Source organism: Streptomyces sp. NPDC102270, assembly GCF_044766405.1.
In the GTDB taxonomy this organism is placed as follows: Bacteria; Actinomycetota; Actinomycetes; order Streptomycetales; family Streptomycetaceae; genus Streptomyces.
The window spans coordinates 93,089-113,700 of sequence record NZ_JBIWLX010000009.1 but is presented as its reverse complement, the minus strand read 5'-3'; the positions used below and the strand labels follow the sequence as shown (position 1 = coordinate 113,700).

At 69.0% G+C, this 20,612-nt stretch carries 20 protein-coding genes and 2 pseudogenes; 10 read left to right on the top strand and 12 right to left on the bottom strand.

All coding sequences use genetic code 11. The annotated features are described in order from the left end of the window. Window positions 1–55 precede the first annotated feature (55 nt). The 3 genes from ACIRP7_RS20130 to ACIRP7_RS20120 are packed head-to-tail and all read right to left on the bottom strand — an operon-like array spanning window position 56 to window position 3,265. Entirely contained in the window at window positions 56–940 is an 885-nt protein-coding gene (locus tag ACIRP7_RS20130) for a carbohydrate ABC transporter permease (RefSeq protein ID WP_403661014.1), read from the bottom strand. Beyond that, window positions 937–1,917, bottom strand: coding sequence for a carbohydrate ABC transporter permease (locus tag ACIRP7_RS20125; RefSeq protein WP_403661011.1), 981 nt, complete (start codon window positions 1,915–1,917; stop codon window positions 937–939). Before ACIRP7_RS20125 ends, ACIRP7_RS20130 begins: the two co-directional genes overlap by 4 nt. A 37-nt stretch (window positions 1,918–1,954) precedes the next feature. Beyond that, window positions 1,955–3,265 (bottom strand): ABC transporter substrate-binding protein, encoded by a 1,311-nt coding sequence (locus ACIRP7_RS20120; protein ID WP_403661008.1) that lies wholly within the window; start codon window positions 3,263–3,265, stop codon window positions 1,955–1,957. A gap of 529 nt (window positions 3,266–3,794) precedes the next feature. Here ACIRP7_RS20120 and ACIRP7_RS20115 point away from each other — a divergent pair. The 7 genes from ACIRP7_RS20115 to ACIRP7_RS20085 all read left to right on the top strand — a co-directional run bounded on the left by ACIRP7_RS20115 (window position 3,795) and on the right by ACIRP7_RS20085 (window position 11,197). Then, the gene (locus ACIRP7_RS20115) at window positions 3,795–4,832 is read left to right on the top strand and encodes a LacI family DNA-binding transcriptional regulator (protein WP_403661005.1); all 1,038 of its coding nucleotides are present in this window, start codon (window positions 3,795–3,797) and stop codon (window positions 4,830–4,832) included. A 206-nt stretch (window positions 4,833–5,038) separates the two neighbouring features. Continuing rightward, window positions 5,039–7,093 (top strand): RICIN domain-containing protein, encoded by a 2,055-nt coding sequence (locus tag ACIRP7_RS20110; RefSeq protein WP_403661002.1) that lies wholly within the window; start codon window positions 5,039–5,041, stop codon window positions 7,091–7,093. Window positions 7,094–7,492: 399 nt separating this feature from the next. Next, window positions 7,493–8,104: a DsbA family protein gene (locus ACIRP7_RS20105; protein ID WP_403660998.1), complete on the top strand. Its 612-nt coding sequence runs from the start codon at window positions 7,493–7,495 to the stop codon at window positions 8,102–8,104. A gap of 35 nt (window positions 8,105–8,139) precedes the next feature. Continuing rightward, window positions 8,140–8,946 (top strand): MBL fold metallo-hydrolase, encoded by an 807-nt coding sequence (locus tag ACIRP7_RS20100; protein WP_403660995.1) that lies wholly within the window; start codon window positions 8,140–8,142, stop codon window positions 8,944–8,946. Between the two features lie 2 nt (window positions 8,947–8,948). Next, window positions 8,949–9,359 carry a nuclear transport factor 2 family protein gene (locus ACIRP7_RS20095; protein ID WP_352392205.1) on the top strand — a complete coding sequence of 137 codons (411 nt, stop codon included), beginning with the start codon at window positions 8,949–8,951 and terminating at the stop codon, window positions 9,357–9,359. A gap of 36 nt (window positions 9,360–9,395) precedes the next feature. Further along, complete coding sequence (locus ACIRP7_RS20090) at window positions 9,396–9,776, top strand: nuclear transport factor 2 family protein (RefSeq protein ID WP_403660992.1); 381 nt, start codon at window positions 9,396–9,398, stop codon at window positions 9,774–9,776. 281 nt (window positions 9,777–10,057) lie between these two features. Next, window positions 10,058–11,197 (top strand): ABC transporter substrate-binding protein, encoded by a 1,140-nt coding sequence (locus ACIRP7_RS20085; RefSeq protein ID WP_403660989.1) that lies wholly within the window; start codon window positions 10,058–10,060, stop codon window positions 11,195–11,197. Between the two features lie 352 nt (window positions 11,198–11,549). Here the strand turns inward: ACIRP7_RS20085 and ACIRP7_RS20080 are convergent, their stop codons facing one another. Next, entirely contained in the window at window positions 11,550–12,455 is a 906-nt protein-coding gene (locus ACIRP7_RS20080) for a LysR family transcriptional regulator (protein WP_403660986.1), read from the bottom strand. A 124-nt stretch (window positions 12,456–12,579) separates the two neighbouring features. Between ACIRP7_RS20080 and ACIRP7_RS20075 the strand changes: the two genes are divergently transcribed. Both ACIRP7_RS20075 and ACIRP7_RS20070 read left to right on the top strand, forming a co-directional pair. Then, window positions 12,580–13,389, top strand: coding sequence for an inositol monophosphatase family protein (locus tag ACIRP7_RS20075; RefSeq protein WP_403660983.1), 810 nt, complete (start codon window positions 12,580–12,582; stop codon window positions 13,387–13,389). A gap of 56 nt (window positions 13,390–13,445) precedes the next feature. Beyond that, on the top strand, window positions 13,446–14,090 hold the full coding sequence (locus ACIRP7_RS20070; protein WP_403660980.1) for an NADPH-dependent F420 reductase: 645 nt from the start codon (window positions 13,446–13,448) through the stop codon (window positions 14,088–14,090). A gap of 210 nt (window positions 14,091–14,300) precedes the next feature. Here ACIRP7_RS20070 and ACIRP7_RS20065 read toward each other — a convergent pair whose 3' ends face one another. From ACIRP7_RS20065 to ACIRP7_RS20055, 3 genes and pseudogenes are all read right to left on the bottom strand, one after another. After that, window positions 14,301–14,816 (bottom strand): putative immunity protein, encoded by a 516-nt coding sequence (locus ACIRP7_RS20065; RefSeq protein WP_403660977.1) that lies wholly within the window; start codon window positions 14,814–14,816, stop codon window positions 14,301–14,303. 113 nt (window positions 14,817–14,929) lie between these two features. Continuing rightward, window positions 14,930–15,364 (bottom strand): annotated as a pseudogene (locus ACIRP7_RS20060) (recombinase family protein); the annotation flags it as partial. A 434-nt stretch (window positions 15,365–15,798) separates the two neighbouring features. Next, entirely contained in the window at window positions 15,799–16,392 is a 594-nt protein-coding gene (locus tag ACIRP7_RS20055; protein ID WP_403660974.1) for a TetR/AcrR family transcriptional regulator, read from the bottom strand. A gap of 170 nt (window positions 16,393–16,562) precedes the next feature. Between ACIRP7_RS20055 and ACIRP7_RS20050 the strand changes: the two genes are divergently transcribed. Beyond that, the gene (locus tag ACIRP7_RS20050) at window positions 16,563–17,528 is read left to right on the top strand and encodes an alpha/beta hydrolase family protein (protein WP_403660971.1); all 966 of its coding nucleotides are present in this window, start codon (window positions 16,563–16,565) and stop codon (window positions 17,526–17,528) included. Between the two features lie 240 nt (window positions 17,529–17,768). Here ACIRP7_RS20050 and ACIRP7_RS20045 read toward each other — a convergent pair. The 5 genes and pseudogenes from ACIRP7_RS20045 to ACIRP7_RS20025 form a co-directional block, all read right to left on the bottom strand. Next, window positions 17,769–18,426 (bottom strand): annotated as a pseudogene (locus ACIRP7_RS20045) (DUF4158 domain-containing protein); the annotation flags it as partial. A gap of 128 nt (window positions 18,427–18,554) precedes the next feature. Beyond that, window positions 18,555–18,698 (bottom strand): transposase, encoded by a 144-nt coding sequence (locus tag ACIRP7_RS20040; protein WP_403660968.1) that lies wholly within the window; start codon window positions 18,696–18,698, stop codon window positions 18,555–18,557. Window positions 18,699–18,813: 115 nt separating this feature from the next. Further along, complete coding sequence (locus ACIRP7_RS20035) at window positions 18,814–19,248, bottom strand: VOC family protein (RefSeq protein WP_403660966.1); 435 nt, start codon at window positions 19,246–19,248, stop codon at window positions 18,814–18,816. Window positions 19,249–19,310: 62 nt separating this feature from the next. Then, on the bottom strand, window positions 19,311–19,640 hold the full coding sequence (locus ACIRP7_RS20030; protein ID WP_403660963.1) for a deoxyxylulose-5-phosphate synthase: 330 nt from the start codon (window positions 19,638–19,640) through the stop codon (window positions 19,311–19,313). 447 nt (window positions 19,641–20,087) lie between these two features. Then, on the bottom strand, window positions 20,088–20,609 hold the full coding sequence (locus ACIRP7_RS20025) for a hypothetical protein (protein ID WP_403660960.1): 522 nt from the start codon (window positions 20,607–20,609) through the stop codon (window positions 20,088–20,090). Between the last annotated feature and the right edge of the window lie 3 nt (window positions 20,610–20,612).

The window sequence follows — 20,612 nt, the reverse complement described above, 5'->3', positions numbered from 1 at the left end:
GTGGTGCTCCGGGAGGGGTATAGGGGGAGGTGGGGGAGGGGCAAGTGGGCCTGGGTCAGCCCTTGTTGGCGCCCAGCGTGAGTCCGCTGACGAACTGCCGCTGCAGCGCGAAGTAGACGATCAGGGTGGGGATCGCGGTGAGCAGAGCGCCGGCGGCGACCAGGTTGGGGTCGGTGAAGTACTGGCCGGACAGGTTGTTCAGGGCCGAGGTGATCGGCATGTTGTCGCCGGTGGAGATCAGGACCAGCGCCCAGAAGAAGTCGTTGTAGATCCAGATGGACAGCAACGTCGCCAGAGCCGCCATCGCGGGCTTGCACAGCGGCAGCACGATCTGCCAGTAAAGCCGCCAGACGGAGGCGCCGTCCACGAGGGCGGCCTCGGTCAGTTCGTGCGGGAGCGAGCGCATGTAGTTGGCGAGCACGAAGGCGCAGAACCCGGACTGGAACGCCACGTGGATGAGGACCAGGCCCAGGGCGGAGTCGTAGAGCTTGCCGCTCATGGTGATGCCGGGCAGGTCGATGAGCAGGTACATGCGGTACAGCGGGGTGATGATGACCTGCTGGGGCAGCAGGTTGCCGGCGGTGAACACCAGCAGCAGGAACAGGTTGACGCGGAAGTCGAAGCGGCTGACGTAGAAGGCGACCATCGACGACAGCAGCAGGGTGACCAGCACCGCCGGGACCGCGATGAGCAGCGTGTTGCCGAAGTAGTGGAGCATGTCGGACTGCTCGAACGCGTTGGTGAAGTTGTCGAGGCTCAGTTTGTCGGGCCAGGACACGTAACCCTTCTCGCTGGTCTCGGAGTAGGGCCTCAGCGCTGAGAAGGCAGCCCACAGGAGAGGGGCCAGCCAGGCGAGGGCCGTCACGACCAGGAAGGTGTGCAGCAGGACGCGGGTGGGACGGACGGGGGTGCGCTGCTTGGTCACCAGGGCGGTGCTCATGCCTGCCGCTCCTTCCGGAAGGTGGCGATCAGGTAGGGAATGATGACCGCGAGGGAGATGACCAGCAGGACCACGGCGATCGCCGAGCCGTAACCGATCCGGCTCGACTCACCGATGATGTTGTTGGTGATCAGGATCGACAGCAGTTCGGTGCCCTGGGCGCCCTTGTTGAAGACGAACACCAGGTCGAAGGCGCGCAGCGCCTCGATGATGGTGACGACCAGGACGACGGTGTTGGTGGGGCGCAGGGTCGGGAAGATGACGTTCTTGAACGTCTGCCACTCGTTCGCGCCGTCCAGCGAGGACGCCTCCCGCAGCGAAAGGTCCACGCCCTTCAGCCCGGCCAGGTACAGGATCATCATGTAGCCGGTGTGCCGCCAGGACGCGGCGATCAGCACCGCCCACAGGTTCAGGTGCGGGTCGCCGATCCAGTCGATGTAGTGGCCGGGCTTGTTGGCCCCGATCAGGCTGTTGATCAGCCCGGTGTCGGGGTTGTAGACCAGCTGCCACACGAACCCGGTCACCGCGAGGGAGACCACGACGGGCAGGAAGAACGCCGTCTGGTAGACCCGGGAGAAGCGGATGTTCTTGTCCAGCTGCACGGCCAGGAACAGGCCGAACGGCGTCGGGATCAGGATGAGCACGACGAACCAGATGACGTTGTGCTCGACGGCGGGCCAGAACTGCGGGTTGTCGCTGAACAGTTGCTTGAAGTTGTCCAGGCCGACCCACTTGATGGAGCCGAAGCCGATGCCGTCCCAGCTGGTGAAGGCCAGGGCGATCGAGGCCAGCGCGGTGACCCAGACCAGGGCCACGTGCAGGATCGTGGGCACGCCGGCCATGAAGCCGAGCGTGATGCGGTCACGGCGGGTCAGCAGCCGCCGGTGCCCGCGCGGGACCCGCTTGCTGACCGGCGCGGGGCCCGAAGGCGGCACGGCGGCCGCCTCCGGGGTCTTCGTGGTCGTTTCGGAGCTCATGGTGTCGGTGTTCATCCGCTTCAGAAGGGGGTCGGTCTCAGCCGGACGCGAAGATCGTCTTCTTCTGGCGCTCGATCGAGGACAGCAGACTGTCGATCCCCTTGGGGTCGCGGATGAACTTCTGCAGCGCGGGCTGCATCACCGTCGAGGTGAAGTCCGGCCGGCTGTCCCGGTCCATGAACTGCGTGAGGTGCTTCGCGCCGCTGATCATCTCGTACGCCTTCTTCTGAAGGGCGCTGTAGGCGGAGGTGTCGGCCTTCGAGGAGGCGGCGATGAGGCTCGGGTCGGCCTTGAGGTAGGTCTCCTCGGCCTGCGGCGTGCCCAGGAATTCGAGCAGCTTGACCGAACCGGCGTGGTTCTTGGGCTTCTTGCTGAGCATGATGCCGTCGGTCGGCGCCTCGACGGTGTCCTGCCCGTACGCCGGGTCGATCTCGGGGAAGGCGAAGAAGTCGAGGTCGTCCAGGTCCGCCTTGTTGGTGAACTGCTGGGCCACGAACATGCCGAGCATATACATGCCGGCCTTCTTCGCCACCAGCGTCTGGGCGGCGTCCTGCCAGGTGCGGCCCACCGCGCCCTCCTGGTGGTAGGGGAGGGTCTCGGCCCAGGTGTCGAAGACCTTGCGGACCTTCGGGTCGGTCCACGAAGCCTTGCCCGCCATCAGCTCGACGTGGAAGTCGTAGCCGTTGAGGCGGAAGTTGATCTGGTCGAAGGAGCCCATCGCCGGCCAGGCGTCCTTGTCACCGAACGCGATCGGGACCAGACCGTCCTTCTTCATTTGCTTGCACAGGGCGACGTACGCGTCCCACGTGGTGGGGACCTCGTAGCCGTACTGCTGGAAGACGCTCTTGCGGTAGAAGACCGCCCACGGCGACGTGGTCAGCGGCACCAGGTAGAACTTGCCGTCCTGACCCTTGCTCAGGTCGTGCATCGCCGGAGGGAAGTTGCCGCCGATCGTCTTCCACACGTCGTCGATCGGGGTGGCCAGACCCTTGGCCGCGAAGAACTGCATCCGGTAGCCGGCGAACCACTGGAACACGTCGTCCGGCGTGCCCTGGAGGTAGGAGTTGATCTGCTCCTGGAAGGTGTTGTGGTCCTTGGTGTTGAGGGCGACCGCGATCCCGGACTGCTTCGTGAAGGCGGCGTAGACGTCGCCGTACGCCTTCTTCGGCACCGCGTCGGACGCGTTGGAGCCGACGGTGACGGTCTTGGTGTCCGACGAGGCGGAACTGCCGGCGCAGGCACTCAGCAGAGGGAGGCCGGCACCCAGGACCGCGGCTCCGCCCAGTCCGCGGAGCACGGTGCGGCGGTTGGTTCCGGACATCGGCTGACCGGGGGAAGAACGGTGCATTTCGGCTCCTACAGGGCTGGCGGTACCCCGGTATGGCACGTCAGCCGGACGGGGGTATGACGGAGGGCGGGTCGTCGAGGGACCGTTTGAAGGTCAGTCGCGAGCCGGAATCCAACACGATCGAACAAACACGATCGTCGGACGCCAGGAAGCGTGGACGCTGTGTGGACTCGCTGTCAAGACTTTCCCTCCGACAATCCGCGATGAGCCGGCTCCGGCCGCAAGCCCTATGTGCCGGCCGTCGGGACCGGACGGACGGGGCTGACACGGCCGGCCATCGATCCGCCTCGGGCCCACTAACTGGCGATTCACCTGCAGGAATGCATCGGAGTCACGTTTCCCCTGACGGCTCAAGCGTCTCGCTCAGCAGACCCGCAGGTCTCGATGTCCATCGCACTGGAAGTAAGTGACGTTGCGCGGACCCTTGACGTGTGCCAGGCGGATGCGTACACATTGACCGCGCGGTCAGACCGCGCGGTCATGTAATTTGACCTCGTTCGATGAAGAACGCACGGCCATGGGAGACGTCATGACAACAGGGCTGGAGCGCGGTACGGGCTCCTCCGCGCCGCGTAGTGAGGACGTGGCCAGGCTGGCCGGCGTCTCACGCAAGACGGTCTCCCGGGTCCTCAACAATGAGCCGTACGTCTCCGAGGAGTCCCGCCGACGCGTCCTGGCGGCCGCCGAGGAACTCGGCTACCGCCTGAATCACGCGGCCAGGGCACTGGCTTCCGGCCGTACCCGGTCCATCGGTGTGGTTGCGCTGGCAACCGCCGGGTACGGAACCGCCTCCCTGCTCGTGGGCATCGAACAGGCCGTACGGGACGCCGGCTACGCGCTGCGCGTGGTCAACACCCCGGACGGTGACCCGCAAAGCATCGCCGCCGCGCTGGAATCACTCCTGGAGCAGGGCGTGGACGGCATCGTCGTCTCCGTACCGGTCGTCGAGGGCGAAGTCCCGCTGGGCGTCGACGTGCCGGTCCTCTTCGTAGGAGCCCCACCCGCCTTCAGCGCCACCCGGACGCTGACCGTCGGCGTGGGCGCCCATGAGCTGGCACGCGCGGCCACGGAACATCTGCTGGACCTGGGGCATGCGACCGTCCATCACCTCGCGGGGCCGCGGCGGTGGTACGCCACCAAGGACCGTATCGAGGGATGGCAGGCAGCGCTGGCGGACCGGGGCGCGCACGAGCCCCCCGTGCTGAACGGTGACTGGTCGGCGGCCTCCGGGTATGCCGCGGGCCTCGGGCTGGCCTCGGACCGTTTAGTGACCGCGGTGTTCGCCGCGGGCGACGAGATGGCCATCGGCCTCATTCACGGCCTGCGGGAAAGCGGTCGCCGGGTGCCGGAAGACGTCAGCGTCGTCGGTTTCGACGGCAATCCCGTGTTCGCCTACGTCTCCCCGCCGCTGACCACCGTCCGTCAGCCTTTCGAGGCCGCGTCGAGCGAAGGAATCAGGCTTCTCCTCCACGCCATCGAGAAGCCTGACACCGAGCTGCCGCCCGCGAACGACCCACCCGTCGAACTCGTCGTCCGCGGCTCGACGGCACCCCCGCCCTCCCTCTGACCCACCCCACCTCCTCGTGCCACGGCCCCGGCACACCTACCCGCCGGGGCACCCCATTTCCGCGCTTGTCGCGCCGCGCCCCCGCGCCCGCGTGCCGCGCCCGGCTGTCCCCGGGCCACGCGCCGAACAAACCCCGCCGCGTCACTCCGAGCCGTTCCGAGCCGGCGGACACCGAGTCACACCTTCCCCTTCCCCTGGGAGCCGCAATGTCCCTTGCCCGCACAGGCGCCAGATCCGGCGCCGCTCCGCGTTCCCGTCCCGTCTCCTTCTTCACCCTGGCCTTCATCCTGCTCGTCTCGGTGCTGACCCTGGTCGTACCCGCCGGCCGGGCAGACGCCCTGGCGCGTCCCTCGCAGACCATGTACACCCCGCCGTCGGGTGCGCCCTCGCCAGGGTCGCTCTACCCGCGGGCGGTGCGGATGCAGCACAACGGCTCCGCCAACGGCACCATCCTCGCGACGTTCGAGCAGTACACCACCGGCACGCCGGTCCTCCCGATCTACCGCAGTACGGACAACGGCAACTCCTGGTCGAAGATCTCCGAGGTCGCCGACACGCAGAACGGCTGGGGCATGCGCTGGGAGCCCGAGCTGTTCGAACTGCCCGCGGCGGTGGGCGACTTCCCGGCCGGGACCATCCTGGCCGCCGGCGCCTCGGTTCCCTCCGACCGCTCGGCCATCAAGATCGACGTCTACGCCAGCACCGACCGCGGACAGACCTGGACCTTCGCCGGCAACATCGCCACCGGCGGCCAGGCGTACGACACGAACGGCAACACCCCCGTGTGGGAGCCGTTCTTCCTCTACGCCAACGGCAAGCTGATCGTCTACTACTCCGACCAGCGCGACCCCGCTCACGGCCAGAAGGTCGTGCACCAGGTCACCACCGACCTGCACACCTGGGGTCCGGTCGTGGACGACGTGGCGATGCCCACCTACAGCCAGCGCCCGGGCATGCCCACCGTCGCGAAGCTGCCCAACGGCAACTACGCCATGACGTACGAGTACGGGGGCTCGCCCTCGGGCAACTTCGCCGTCCACTACAAGATCTCCGCCGACCCGGAGGCCTTCAACTCCGTCACGGGCATTCCCCTGCAGGCGACGGACGGCACGATACCCACCAGCACGCCGTACATCACGTGGCTGCCCACCGGTGGTCCGAACGGCACGCTGGTCGTCAGTGCCTACAGCACCAGCGACCTGTTCCTCAACACCCAGAACGGCGCCGCGAACACCTGGACGCGCATCAGCTCCAACGTCGCCGGCGGCTACAGCCGTGGCATGGTGCCCCTGTCCGACGGTCACAGCCTGCTCGTGCTCAGTGGCGGCAGCGGCGGCCCCAACCTCTCCAACCCCGTCACCTACAGCACCATCGACCTGGGCGGCGGCATCTCGGACGGTGCCACCTACACCGTGTCGAACGCGGGCAGCAACCTCCTGCTGAGCATCGCGGGCGGCTCCACCACCAACGGCGCGAACGCCACCCAGCAGGCCGCCGACAACGCCACCGACCAGCAGTGGCGCTTCGTGCAGCAGAGCTCCGGCTACTTCAAGATCCTCAACGTCGCCAGCGGCAAGGTCCTCGGGGTGGAGAACCAGTCCACCGCCGACGGAGCGAAGATCCTCCAGTGGGACGACAACGGCACCCTGGACCACGAGTGGGCCGTCGCCCCGAACCCGGCCGGCGGCTACAGCCTCACCAACCGCGTGACCGGCAAGTACCTGGAGATCCCGAACGCCTCCACCGCCACCGGCACCATCGCCGGCCAGTGGAGCGCCACCAGCTGCGCCTGCCAGCGCTGGAACGTCACCCAGACCGCTCTGCCGGCGCTGGGCACCGGGCAGTACGTCCTCGTCAACAAGAACAGCGGGAAGTACCTGGACATCCCGCAGGGCTCGACAGCCACCAACACGGCAGTCCAGCAGTGGCAGAACTCGGCCTGCTTCTGCCAGCTGTACACCTTCCAGTCCGCCGGCGGCGGAGCCTGGACCATCAAGAACGCCAACAGCAACCTGAACCTGGACATCCGTAGCGGTTCCACCGCCGCCGGAGCCGCCGTCGTCCAGAACACGCCGTCCATCGCGAACTCACAGAAATGGGCCCTCACCGACGCGGGCAACGGCTACTACAAACTCAAGAACGTCGGCAGCGGTTTCAACGCCGCCGTCGCCCAGTCCTCCACCGCCAACGGCGCGGCAGTCGTGCAGTGGAACAACCTGACCATCGACGACCAGCTCTGGAAGATCGTCCGCATCAACTGAACAGTGTGGCGAAGGGCCTCCTGTCACCTCGGGATCGCGATGCGCGACCGAGTGGCAGGGGGCTTCCCACGCGGGCCGTCGCGCAGGAGCAGGCCCTGACCGCCGGCGGCGCCACCCGGCTGGGTGGATCGCGTGGAGACGGCTGATTTCGTGACGCGGGGAGAGTCACAGCCGTACGCGCTGCCGGGAGGATTTGCGCATCCTCGGCCACACGGCCCAGGACGTAGCGCCGCCTCGATTCCCCTGACCTGCGGACCGGCGGTAGCGCAGATCTAATGGCATTGAGTGCTCGCATGTGCCCCGGATCACACGGGTCCAGAAATATCTGACGAGTCAGGTACTGTTTGATCAGGTGAACCGCTCGCAATCGGCGGGCGCCCCTCTCTGCCGAGGTCTTCGATGAAGCTCGTCTACATCTTCGACGCCTATTGCGGCTGGTCGCACGGATTCACCGCGACCCTGCGCGAAATCATCACGCGCCACCCCGACCTGCCGGTCGAGGTCGTCTCCGGCGGCCTGTTCACCGGCGACCGCCGGGTCCCGATCCGTGAGTTCGGCTACGTCCAGGGGGCCAACGCCCAGATCACGGAGCTGACCGGCGCCGAGTTCGGTGAGGCCTACGAGAGGCTCATCGCCGACGGATCCTTCGTCATGGACTCCGAGGCCGCCGCCCGTGGCGTCGCAGCCGTGCGTCAGGTGGCCCCCGACCGCGCGGCGGAGCTGGCCACCGCCTTGCAGCACGCCTTCTACATCGACGGCCTGAGCCTGTCCGACCCGGTCACCTACCGGACGGTCGCCCGGGCGGCCGGGCTCGACTCGGATGCCGTCGTCGCCGCCTTCGAAGCGCCCGAGGCGCAGAGCGCGGCCCGCGCCGACTTCCGCCGCACCGCCGAACTGGGTGTCACCGGCTTCCCCACCCTGCTCGCCCTCGACGGCGAGCGCGCCGTCCCCCTGGCCCGCGGACACGCCACCGCCGACGAGGTGGACCGGCGTCTCGCAAGCCTCAACTGACCCCGCAATCCTCCACCCCCCAAGGAGTTACGAGCATGAGCGCCCTCGACTTCAAGGTCCTCGACCTCGACTTTCCCGCCGGCAGCAAGAACAAGACGGCCACCCTCGTCACCGGCGAGCAGGAGGCCCTGCTGGTGGACGCCGCCTTCACCCGCGCCGACGGCCACCGCCTGGCCGCCGAGATCCTCGACTCCGGCAAGACGCTCACCACCGTGTTCGTCTCCCACGCCGACCCCGACTTCTACTTCGGCGCCGAGGTGATCGCCGACGCCTTCCCCGATGCCGTCTTCGTCGCCACGCCGATCGTCATCGAGCACATCCACCACTCCTACGAGGGCAAGCTGAAGGCCTGGGCGGCGCTGGGCCCGAACCTGCCCACCCGCCTGGTCGACCTCCAGCCGCTCACCGGCGACCTCACCCTGGAAGGCCACCGATTCGAACTCAAGGGCGGCTCCGCGGGTCTGCCCGACCGTCACTACCTGTGGCAGGCGGAGTCCCGCGCCCTGCTCGGCGGGGTCCTGCTCTTCCAGCAGGAGCACGTCTGGGTCGCCGACACCGCCACCCCGGAGTCCCGCGCCGCCTGGATCGACCTGCTCGACGAGATGGCCGCCCTCGACCCGCAGCTCGTCGTGCCCGGCCACCGCCTGCCCGGCACCGCCGCAGACACCTCCGCCATCACCGCCACCCGCGACTACCTGCTCGCCTTCGAGGAGGAACTCGGCAAGGCGGCCGACGGTGCCGCGCTCACGGAGGCGCTCGTGGCCCGCTACCCGGACAACGGCATGCTGATCGCCGCCCAGATCGGTGCGAAGGTCGCCAAGGGCGAGATGAAGTGGGGCTGACCATGAGCGAGTTCGCCACCTCCACCGCCCCCGCCGACGTCGTACGGCGCCAGTACCTGGCTTCCGCCGCGGGAGACCTGGCGGCCCTGCGCGCCACCCTCGCCCCGGACGTGGAGTGGACCGAGATGGCCGGCTTCCCGCTGGCCGGCACCTACCGCACCCCCGACGGCGTCACGTCGAACGTGATGGAACAGCTCGGCAAGGACTGGGACGGCTGGACCGCCCACGACGACACCTACGTCGTCGACGGCGAGAACGTCGTCGTCCTCGCCCGCTACACCGCGGCCAACAAGGCCACCGGCAAGCGGATCAATGTGCGGGTCGCCCACCACTTCGTCGTACGCGGCGGACTCATCGTCCGCTTCGAGCAGTTCGTCGACACGGCCCTCGTCCGCGACGCCATGACCGGCTGACGCGTTTCCGTTCCATCCGCATGGCAGGAGAACAGCATGTCCGCCGACGACAACAAGGCGCTCGTGATCGCCTTCTACGAGCTGGCCTTCAACGACTACCAGCCGGAACAGGCCGCCGAAGCCCACCTCGGTGAGACCTACATCCAGCACAACCCCGAGGCGCAGGACAGTCCCCAGGCGTTCGTCGGCTATGTGCACTGGCTGCGCGGGCAGTTTCCCGACCTGCGCCTGGACATCAAGCGCGCGGTCGCCGAAGGGGACCTGGTGGTCACCCACAGCAACCTGCACCTCAAACCCGGCGACCGAGGCATGGCCGTCGCTGACTTCTGGCGCGTCGTCGACGGGAAGATCGTCGAGCACTGGGACGTGATCCAGGAAGTGCCGGAAAAGAGCGCCAACGACAACGCGATGTTCTGACTCCGCGGTGACATCCGCGCCGGGATCGGGTGCGGATGCGGATGCCCCTTGGGCCCTCCGCCCGCCGAGTGAACGGCCCACTGGGGGGCGTGGCTTCGCGCGCCGCGCAGTGGACTCAAAGCACCCCGTAGCTGCGGTGGCGTTCCCGCGATGTGGCCCGCCGCTGATGGCAGTCAGGCGACCGGACTCGTCATCCCCTCCGAGTGCTCACCGCCCCTGACCCAGGGGCGGTGCTGCAACCGGCGCCCTTCTTCCCCTCAGCCAGAAAGGTCCTGCCCCACATGACCGAACTGCGCAGTCGCCGCCACCTGCTCGCCACCGGAGCGGGCGCCGCTCTCGGCCTCGGCGCCTTGGCCGCCACCGCCTCGCCCGCCGCAGCGTCTACCGGCCCCGGTTCAACGGCAGGAGCCGAGGAGACGAGGACGCTCGACGAGCTCTACCAGGCGGCTCTCGCCGAGGGCGGCAAGCTCGTCATCTACGCAGGCGGTGACGTCTCCTCGCAGGCGGACGGCCTCCGAAGCGGCTTCAAGAGTCGCTTCCCGGACATCGACCTGACGGTCGTCGTCGACTACAGCAAGTTCCACGACGTCCGCGTGGACAACCAGTTCGCCACCGACACCCTCGTGCCCGACGTCGTACAGCTGCAGACCGTGCAGGACTTCGTCCGCTGGAAGCAGCAGGGCCGTCTGCTGGCCTACAAACCGGCCGGCTACTCGAAGGTGTACGCCCCCTTCAAGGACCCGCACGGCGCCTGGGTAGCCGTCCAGGTGAGTGCCTTCAGCTACATGTACGGTCCGGCGGCGGTCGGTTCGGACGCACCGCGCAGCCCACTGGACCTCGCGGACGCCAAGTGGAAGGGGCGGATAGCCTCTTCCTACCCGCACGACGACGACGCGGTCCTTTACCTCTACACGCTCTACGTGGAGAAGTACGGCTGGGAGTGGCTGGCCCGACTGGCGGCCCAGGACGTGCAGTTCGCCCGCGGCAGCTACACCCCGAGAGACGCCGTCACCAGCGGGCAGAAGGCGATCGGCGTCGGTGGCTCCGGTGCGGCCCTGGCGACCGGCCCCGTCAAGTGGGTGCTCCCCGACGAGGCGACGCCGTTCATGTCCTGGGGGCAGCGGGCCGCGATCCTGAAGCGGGCCAAGCACCCGACCGCTGCAAAGCTCTACCTCAGTTGGCGGCTGTCCGTCGAACAGCAGCAGGCCGCCACCAACGGCTGGTCGGTCCGCACCGACGTCACCCCGCCGACGGGCCTGAAGCCCATCTGGCAGTACCCGAACGGCAACCTCGACGGCTTCCCCCGCTTCATGGCCGACCGCGCCGCCGTCGAGCGCTGGAAGCAGACCTTCGCCCTGTACTTCGGCGAGGTCAAGGGCGACCCTTCGCCGGGTTGGCTCGGACTGCACCCGGGAGCCTGATCGGCATCTCGGGGGTATCTGGACCTCGGCCGTCCTCCCAGGGGGGGACGGCCTTGCCGTCGGAGAGGACCTGTGCGCGTCCGTTGTCGGCAGACGTGCGTTGCGGCGGAACGCGTACCAAGATGCCGACCCAGGTTTCCCGCCGTGGCCAAGCGTCACGCGAGGATATGCGCACTGTGCCGGAAGCCGCGACCGTCCAGCTCCAGGGCCAGGACCAGGGTGTATGTGAAATCCATGGGACAGCCGACCGCTTCCGCGGCCTGACCGTCGAGAGACCGGGCGCCCGGCACACGGGACAACTGCTGGGCCTTCGAAACAGCCCCGAACGTGCCCGCCGATCATGCCGGCGCAGCTAGGACGGGGTGAACAGGGCCTGGAGGGTTCGGGTGGCTGTTTCGCGTAGCCAGGCGTGGGCGGGGTCGTTGTCGTGGCGCTGGTGCCAGAGCAGGTGGAGGGGTACGTCGGGCAGGTCGAGCGGCAGCGGCAGTGTGGTCAGGCCGAGTTGGTGGCGGACGGAGCGGGTGGCCGCTTCGGGGAGGGTGACCACGAGGTCGGTCTCGCGGGCGAGTTGCAGTGCGGTGGCCGTGGTGGGGGCGGAGGCGATGACGCGGCGCTCGTGGCCGAGCGCGGTCAGCGCGTCGTCGATCCGGTCGTGGAGGCTTCCGCGCCGGGAGACGATGACGTGATCGGCTGCCGCGTACCTCTCGGCGGTCAGGGGCTGTTCGGCGAGGGCGTGGCCCGGGCGGACCGCGAGGACGAGCCGGTCGCGGCCGACGAGGCGGTGGCGGATGTCGGGCAGGGACGGCGGGCCGGCACTGGAGGCGAGGTCGACTTCGCCGCGGCGCAGCTGGGGGGAGTCGTCGCCGGGCTCGGCGATCAGCCGCACCTGCACCCCGGGGGCCTGACGGTGCACCGCGGCGATCAGGGCGGTCCCGCAGGTGGAGGCGAGGGCGTCGTGCCAGCGGACGGTGAACACCCGCTCCAGAGTCGCCAGGTCGAGTTCCGTCTGAGCGGACAGCAGGTGATGGGCCTGCTGTACCAGGGCGTGGACCTGGGTGCGCATGGCCAGGGCGCGGGTGGTGGGCGTCATATGGCGTCCGGTGCGGACCAGGATCGGGTCACCGGTTGCCTTGCGGATACGGCTCAGGGAGCGGCTCATCGCGGGGGAGGTGACGTGGAGGCGGGCCGCGGCACCCTGGACGCTTCCTTCCTCAAGGAGTGCGTCCAGGGCGGTGAGCAGATTCAGATCCAGTTGCATGGCAGTAACTTTACAAGTGAGAACCATGCACTTGTTGTTAACTGCCGTAGCTCCTACCTTCGAGATGCGGGGCGGAACAGCTTCCGGAAACACCCCCGCTTCCACCGAATCCAAGGAGTGCGCCATGAGCACAGCCATGCCTTTCGACCTCGACGCCACGCTTCTGTCCGCGGTGACCGCTGTGGTGGAGGACGCCGGAGCCACTCTGCGGGAGCGCTACACGACCCACGCCCGGGGCGTGAGCCTGGAGGAGGTCGTCGGCGAGATCCACGCGAACGACGACGCGGTCCTCGCCGTGATGCGCGAGCCGCTCCTCCGGGCGAGGCCGGGGTCGCAGTGGGCGGAGGACGAGCTGGCCGGCGGAGCGCTCCCGGCGGGCGAGTGGTGGGTCGTCGACCCGGCCGAGGGCAACATCAACCACGTCCACGGCATGCCGGACTGGGGCGTCACCGCCACTCTGGTGCGCGACAACCAGCCGGTTCTCACGGTCGTGCACCTCCCGCTGACCGGCGACACCTACACCGCCACCGCGGGCGGCGGCGCTCACCTCAACGGCCGTACCCTGACCGTGTCGGCGAAGAACGACCTGGGCGCCGCGCTGATCGGCACCGGCCAGGCCCGGCCCGGCGAGAGCACCGACACCTTCCGCCGCATCGGCGCATCGGTCACCGCGATGCTCACCGCCGGTCTCGTGGTGCGCGTGTCCGTCCCGGCGACGCTGCAGCTCATCCACGTCGCCGCCGGACGCATGGACGCCTTCTGGCAGTTCTCCGACGTCCGTTCCGGCCTCGTCGCCGGCGCCCTGCTGGTCACCGAGGCCGGAGGCACCGTCACCGACCTGGACGGCAAGCCCTGGAACGCGGCCAGCCGCGACTTCCTCGCCGCAGCCCCCCACATCCACACCGCCGCGCTCGACGTCCTCGCCTCGATCTGACCCCTGGCTCGAAGAGCCACCCCGGCCCTCCCACCTCAGACTTCAAGGAAGACCCCATGACCAGCATCGGAATCCTGGGCGCCGGCCGCGTCGGCACCAACCTCGCCCGCACCCTCAGCGCGGCGGGACATGACGTCACCCTCGGCCGCCGCGAGAACGGCGACGGCAGCGACACGCCGCCCGCTGACGGTGCCGCGTTCCGCTACGCCGATCACTCCACAACCGCCCGCGGCGCGGACATCGTCATCAACGCCACACCCGGCGACACCACCCTGGACCGGCTCACCTCCCTGCGGGCCGAACTCACCGGCAAGATCCTCATCGATGTCTCCAACGCCACCCGCGACGCCGACGACGGCCTGCCCGGTGAGCTGTGCCACCCGGGCAGCAGCCTGGCCGAACAGCTCCAGGCCGCCCTGCCCGACACCCACGTGGTCAAGACCCTCAACACCATGCTGTTCACGGTCATGACCGCCCCCGGGGAACTGACCATCCCGCCCACCGCCTACCTCTCCGGAAACGACGAGCAGGCCAAGAAGACCGTGACCACCCTCCTGGGCGACCTGGGCTGGCAGACCGACTGGGTCGAAGACCTCGGCGACATCACCACCGCCCGCGCGACAGAAGCCATGATCCTCGTCGTCCCCCACGTCCTGCGCCGCCACGGCTTCACCCCCTTCGCCGTCTCCCTCGCCCGCTGACCCCGCCCCGGTGGAAGGGACGTGCCCGTCCGGGCCCGACAGCACCGGGCGGGCAACGGCCCAGCGGCACCGGGCGCGCCACGCAGCACAGCACCGCCGCGCCCCCGATCACCGACAGCGGAAGGAGCCACAGCGGTGACAGCGACCGTGCCGCCAGAAGACCTACGGGACTGGGGGTCGCGCCTTAGGGAAGCCGCCGGTGGAGCGGCCTCAGCAGTCGAACACCGACCAGCAGATGTCGTTCCGCAGTCGCTGGTCGTCCAGCACGAGCTCGCGAATCGCCTCCGGGAGCTGGTCGCGCTGCCACTGGCACTCGCGTCGCCCAGCGGCCTCGCTCTCGCCTTTCGGCGCGGCAGCGCGTGCGGCCTTGATCGCATAGGCAGCCGCACCGAGCTCGTGCGCGGCGACGTGTGCGACAACTGCGGCCTGACCGGCGGCATAAGCGGCATGCCGTGCCGCGCCACGCAGGTCTCGAGCCGCGCCCATTGTATGGCCGCCCGCCGCGCGGGCCTGCATCATCCTGACCTCGCCACGCACCCAGGCGCGGGCATGCTCGATCGCCTGGCGCGGTCGTGGGTCCTCAGGCTGAGCCGACTCGAAGAAGTCAAGGACGTGCTCCGCGCAGGCCGCCGCCCAAAGGGCGAGGAGATGGTGATCCGAATCAGTGAGGATCCCGCCGCGGCGGATCGTCACGAAGCGAGGATCCCTGACCTTCGGGAGGATCATCGGCCGGCGCTCCTTCCTCCTGGCATCCGCCCGCCACATAGGTACGCGCACCCGCGACCATGCCCGCCCCGAAGCGAAGCGTGCAAGCCCGGCGGTCGATCCAAAGCTCTGCCTCAGTCGCCGACCACTCGCTCACGGACGCGCGCGGGTGGCGGCCTCAAAGACGGCATCTTCTCCCGGATGTAGTTGCGCTCGATCTGCCCGGCGATGGCGAGCACTGCAAAGAACATGGCGCCCATGCCGTTGGGGTCGTAGATGCCGGGGAGCGGGCCGGTGAGGAGTTCGAGCTGGATGCCGCCGGCCTGGAGTTCGGCGGACAGCCTCATCAGCTCAGCGGCGTTGCGGGCCAGGCGCTTGAGCCCGTGGACGGTGAAGATGACTGGCGTCTCGGGCGCGGCCTCCTCGAACTGGTGGGCCAGTGCGAGCGCCTTCTCCAGTTCGGGCCGCACCTGGACGCGGGTGCTGAGCTGCTCCTGGAAGATCTTGTGACACTCTGCCCGGCGGAGGGCTTCGAGCTGGCTCGCCAGTTCCTGGCGGGCTGTCGACGTACGGGCGTACCCCGATTCTCACCGGCCGCTCGGTGCGGGGCGCGGGCACGACGGCGAGCGCCGGACCCTGCTTCCATGCGCGGCCGGGACCGCGGTCGGCGGGGACGAGGACTTCGAGCTCTTCGCGCAGCGCGGGAACGAGGACGAAGTGCGGAGTGTGGTACTTCGCGGCGGTCTTCCCGCCCCGGGTGCGGCAGGCGCTGCCAGCGGGCGTGTCACAGTTCGGGCAGTCGTGGCGTTCTACGCCGATGCGGCCTGATCGGGCGTCACATCCATGGTGGCAGTCTCTCAGAACCCTGTCGCACAACCTGCGGGTTTTGAGGGGCCTTTTGCGAGCGATCACCTGCGGAGACGTGGTCGCGTCCGGGGCTCTCGCAGAACGGAACTGCTTCCGGGGCGGGAACGCTGATCCGGCACGGGCGATCGGGTCGCGATCAGGTCGGTCGAGGTTGCCGCAGTCCCTGGAGGAGCAGTTCGATCAAGCGGCGGGGGTCGTAGCGGGGGTCGTCGTCGCGCCCGATGCAGAGGTTGCCGATGCCGCGCATCAGTTCGTAGGGCTGGATGTCGGGCCTGATGTCGCCGGCCGCGACCGCGGCGTTGAGTAGTTGGGCGCTCACGGGCTCCAGGCGGTCGACGAGGTAGGTGTGCAGCGTGGCGAAGCGGTCGCTGTCGGACTGCAGGGCGTCGGCGAGTCCGTGCTTGGTGACCAGGAAGTCGACGAAGAGGTCGATCCACTGACGCAGTGCGTCGAACGGGGATTCCGAACTGGCCAGCAGGTTCGGGCCGGCCTCGGCGCATGCCTCGATCTGATGGCGGTAGACGGCGGTGACGAGGTCCGCCCGGGTCGGGAAGTGGCGGTAGATCGTGCCCATCCCGACGCCCGCCCGTGCGGCGATCTGGCGAATCGGCGCGTCGACTCCGGAGGTGACGAACACCTCGGCGGCGGCGGTGAGCACGGTCTGCTGGTTGCGCAGCGCGTCGGTCCGCTTTCGGGCCGACGCCTTTCCCGTGGGGCTCTCGCTGGGCATCACGCTCTTCCTTCCGGCGCCACTTGACAAAGCGGAGCGTTGTTCCGGATGCTAAGTGGAACGACGCTCCGCTTCAGGTTAGCCGAAAGCCGGGGCGCCCCCTACCTCCCTTGCCCTACCGCCTCCGAACCGGCGGTCGGCAGGGCCCGCAGAAAAGGAAATTGCGCATCATGAGCACATCCGCCGCCACCGCCGACACCTCGGGCTCGCCAGTCCCGGTCCTGTCCTACAGCCCGCTGGTGCTGTCCGTACCCGGACGTCCCGTGGACCTTGAGGTACGGGTCACCGCGCCCGAGACCGGCACGGACCTTCCGGTCATCCTTCTCTCCCACGGTCAGGGACCTTCGAACAACCTGTCCTCGCTGAACGGCTACGCGCCGCTTGTCAACTCCTGGGCGGCGCACGGGTTCGTGGTCATCCAGCCCACCCACCTCACCTCCAGGACACTGAGCCACCTGGTCGCTGACGCCCCCGGGGCGCCCTTCTTCTGGCGCTCGCGATCGGAGGACATGTCGCACGTCCTCGACCGGCTCGACGTGATCGAGAAGGCCGTGCCGCTGCTCGCCGGGCGGATCGACCACACCAAGGTCGCTGTCGCCGGACACTCCTTCGGCGGTTTCACCTCCAGCCTCCTGCTAGGCGCCCGGGTCACCGACCCCGATACCGGGGAGGAAGTAAGCCTCATCGAGCCCCGGTTCAAGGCGGGTGTGCTGCTGGCCGCGCCCGGCAGGGGCGACGTCCTCAACGGACCCATGGGCGACATGCTGCCGGTCTTCGGGACCATCGACTTCTCCACGATGACCACGCCCGCGCTGGTCGTCGCCGGCGACGAGGACGACTCCCGGCACTTCACGGACATGGGCCCGGACTGGCACGCCGACCCCTACACGCTCGCCCCGGGACCCAAGTCCCTGCTCACCCTGTTCGGCGCGGGGCACGCGCTCGGCGGGATCCCCGGATACGACGTCGCCGAGACGACGGACGAGAGCCCCGAGCGGGTCGCCGCCGTCGCGCGCCTCACCGCGGCCTACCTCCGCACCGAGCTCTGCCCCGGCGACAACGCCTGGCAGACGGCACGCGACGCGCTGGCGACCGGCTCCGGCCCCGACTCGTTCGGACGAGTCGAAGCCAAGTAGGCCGCCCGCGGACACGTCCGGCACCGCGCGGACGGTCCGCGCTGTCGGCATCACGCACTCCAGGGGCCCTGGCGGGGCGCGCTACGCCCCGCCAGGGCCCTGCCAGGTTCGCCGAGGACTCGCTCTGCGGGTATCCCCGGACGGCCTCCGCCTTTCACCGTTCCGCGCCTACGTCATCCCCGCCACCTGACCGGCCCCGCGTTAGGGCCGATCGCTGTCCAGGCCCGGCTCACTCCTGCTGAGCGCGTCGTCGATGGCCTTGGCCTCCAGGTGGCGCATCATCGCGATGCGTTTGAGCCCGCTGGTCCGCTCCCGTTTCGCCGCCTCGGTGCCCAGCCCGTAGCGAGCCAGGGCGGAGAGCCGGTCCGGCGGGACCTTGTCCAGCTTCACCCGCCCCAGTTTGAACGCGGCGATGTCGCCGACCCGCTGCAATGCGCCCTTCATCGCGGTGCCGGTGGTCCGCGTCTGCGGCCGGCGCATCCGCTCCAGCTCCGCATACCGCTTGCCCTCCGGCGTCTTCAGCGTGGCCACCAGGTCCCCGGGCAGCGCCGGATCGACCCGCCGGGCGGCCTTGGCGACCGTGGTGTGCAGCCGCCCGTCCGCGATGGTGCGGACCTCGGCGACCTGCCGGGCCAGCACGCTCACCCCCGGCAGCAGCACCCGGTGCCGGCGCAGCCACCCCACCCGCGTGATCGAACAGCGCCTTCGGACCCTCCGCGTGAGCCGTCCACGCCCGCCCGTGCAGGAACGTCCGAAACTTCCGCCCCTGGCCGTGGTCCTCGTACAGGTGGCAGCCGTACGCGTCGCGGGTCTCCCACGCGTGCTCGTACGGCTTCGGTTGCTCGGTATACGGCTTGGTCCCGGCAGCGGCGGCGGGACCGCATGATCCGCGACAGTGAGCGTTCGGCGACCCAGCGGCGGGGCAGCACGACGAAGCCGGGTGTGTTCGGTGATCGGCGGACGATCTTGATCGTGAGATCGAGCCGGGTCTTCGCCCAGGGCACGAGGGTTGCCCAACTGGGTCGATCACGCCGGCCGTTCCCGGTGCCACGGCGAGAAGTCCATCGGCGTCCCCCGCCAGTCAATGCCGTTGTCCACGAGGTAGCGGATCGCGTCCAGCATCGCGCGGTGGCAGTACGCCTCGGGCTGCCCGTCCCGCCCGTGCGGCATGGTCGACTGCGTTTGCGAGGCGGTGGGCGACACCATCACAGGCCGGAGACGTCGCGTTGAACCTCACTCGCGCGCGCGACCTTGAGCTGCCAAGAGACTCTGCAGCAACCACCGCTCAGCCGCGTTCCTGCACAAGCTTCACTCGGTGACCCTCAGGATCACGCAGCCAGGAAAATCGAAGACGTCCGTCCGGTGAGTCGGTCGGACTCTTCAGTGGCTCGCCTCCTGCATCGAGCACCGTCTGGTGCACGCCGTCGACGTCGTTGCACCACAACACGATCTCAGTGTTTTCCCCGGGCGCCGTGGCGATGCCGAAAAGCTCGCTGCCCACACGAGCGGAGCTGAACCCGATCCGGACGCCTGCCGCCTCCACCTCGACCTGGTGAGGCTCGCCCTCGGACGGGAAGCGGAACTTCTCCGGCATCCCAAGGCTGCGGAAGAACGCCGCACAGCGCTCCACGTCGTCGCACCACAGGTTCACCTGAACAGCTCCGAACACCGCCATGCCCACACGCTGCCCACCCAGACGCCGTTCGATCGACAGGGTCAAGCGCTCTGTACGACAACAGGCACTCAGCCGACCAGCTCGGCGTTCGGCCCCCAGCCCGCCCCTCACCCCACGTCCCGCCGGACGAGCGCGTGCGCGATCGGCTCACCGCTGCGCTGCGCGTACGTCATCCGTTCGCGTAACTCGCGCAGGGTCCGGGGGCGGTATCCGGGGCCGCCGCAGCAGCTCTTGTGGAACCCCACACCGGCGTTCAGCAGCACCGTCAGTGTCCGCCACGCTGCGACATCCCGCCGTCGGGGCGGGGCGAACGCCGAACCTGCGTGGATCAGCGGCTGCGCACAACGGGGACAGGCCCGCTGACGCGTGCTGTCGTAGGGCTGCTTGTAGGAGGCCCGGCAAGAGAGACAGACGTACGAGGTCTTCGCATGAGCCATGGGCTCAACCGTAGAGGTCTCCCAGGGGCCCGACCAGCGAATTGAACAGACCGAGAGGCCCGGACGGCGTGTTGGCAAGCTGCCGGATCCCAACTGGCCAACTGAGGTGCTCAGTCACAGCGATGAGGCGAAGTCCGGTGTCGCCGTGGCGATCGGGTTGCGCAGCTTTCCGGCGCTCAACCGGCCGTCGTCGGCCTTGACTCCGACCACGCCGCACGGCAGGTTCGTCCCCGGGCTGGGAGGTGGGCGCGCTGGTGGACCCCGGGCACTTCGAACGCGTTCTGCCCTACGCCGAGTTCGGCACCGGCAGACTGTCTTCGCGGACGTTCCCCGTGGCGGCCGGATCCTCCAGGAGGAGAACTTCGGCCCCGGGTCGCCCCCGCGCCCACCTCGCCTACCGGGTCCGCACTCCCGGGAACAACCGGAGTCGGAATCGCTGTGTCCTGGTCACCGCGTGGTCTCGGCCGCGCTCCGGTCGGGGAGCAGGGCGAGGAGTTGTTCGGTGTGGCCGGGCAGTTCTGTCTGGGCCAGGCCGGTGACGATGTCGCGCAGCGCCATGGGCTGATCGACCAGGAGGGTGTCGTGGGACAGGAGCCGCGTGGGCGCGAGGGTGCTGAGCTCGGCGTCGCTGAGCGCCGTGGCTGCGGTGAGTGCGCACAGGGCGGCTGCCTGGCTGCTGATGCGGTCGCGGAGCCCGGCGTTGTCACCGGCGTGCGCGATGGTTTGCTCGATGGTCCAGGCGTCGAGGGCGATCCGGTTGTCGTACGTCGTGTTGGTCCCCGCTGCGACACCTGCGACGGCGGCGATGGTAGCTGCGCTGATGAGAGAGACGTGGGCGAGGATCTGGTCTGCGTTCCACTCGCCGTCCGGCGGGCGGGGGCGGGGGTTGGGGCTGTCGGCGTTGGCCACTGTGGCGGCGGCGTCGAGCAGGGCGCGGTAGGCGTCCTGGAGTGGGGCGGTGTCCAACATGTC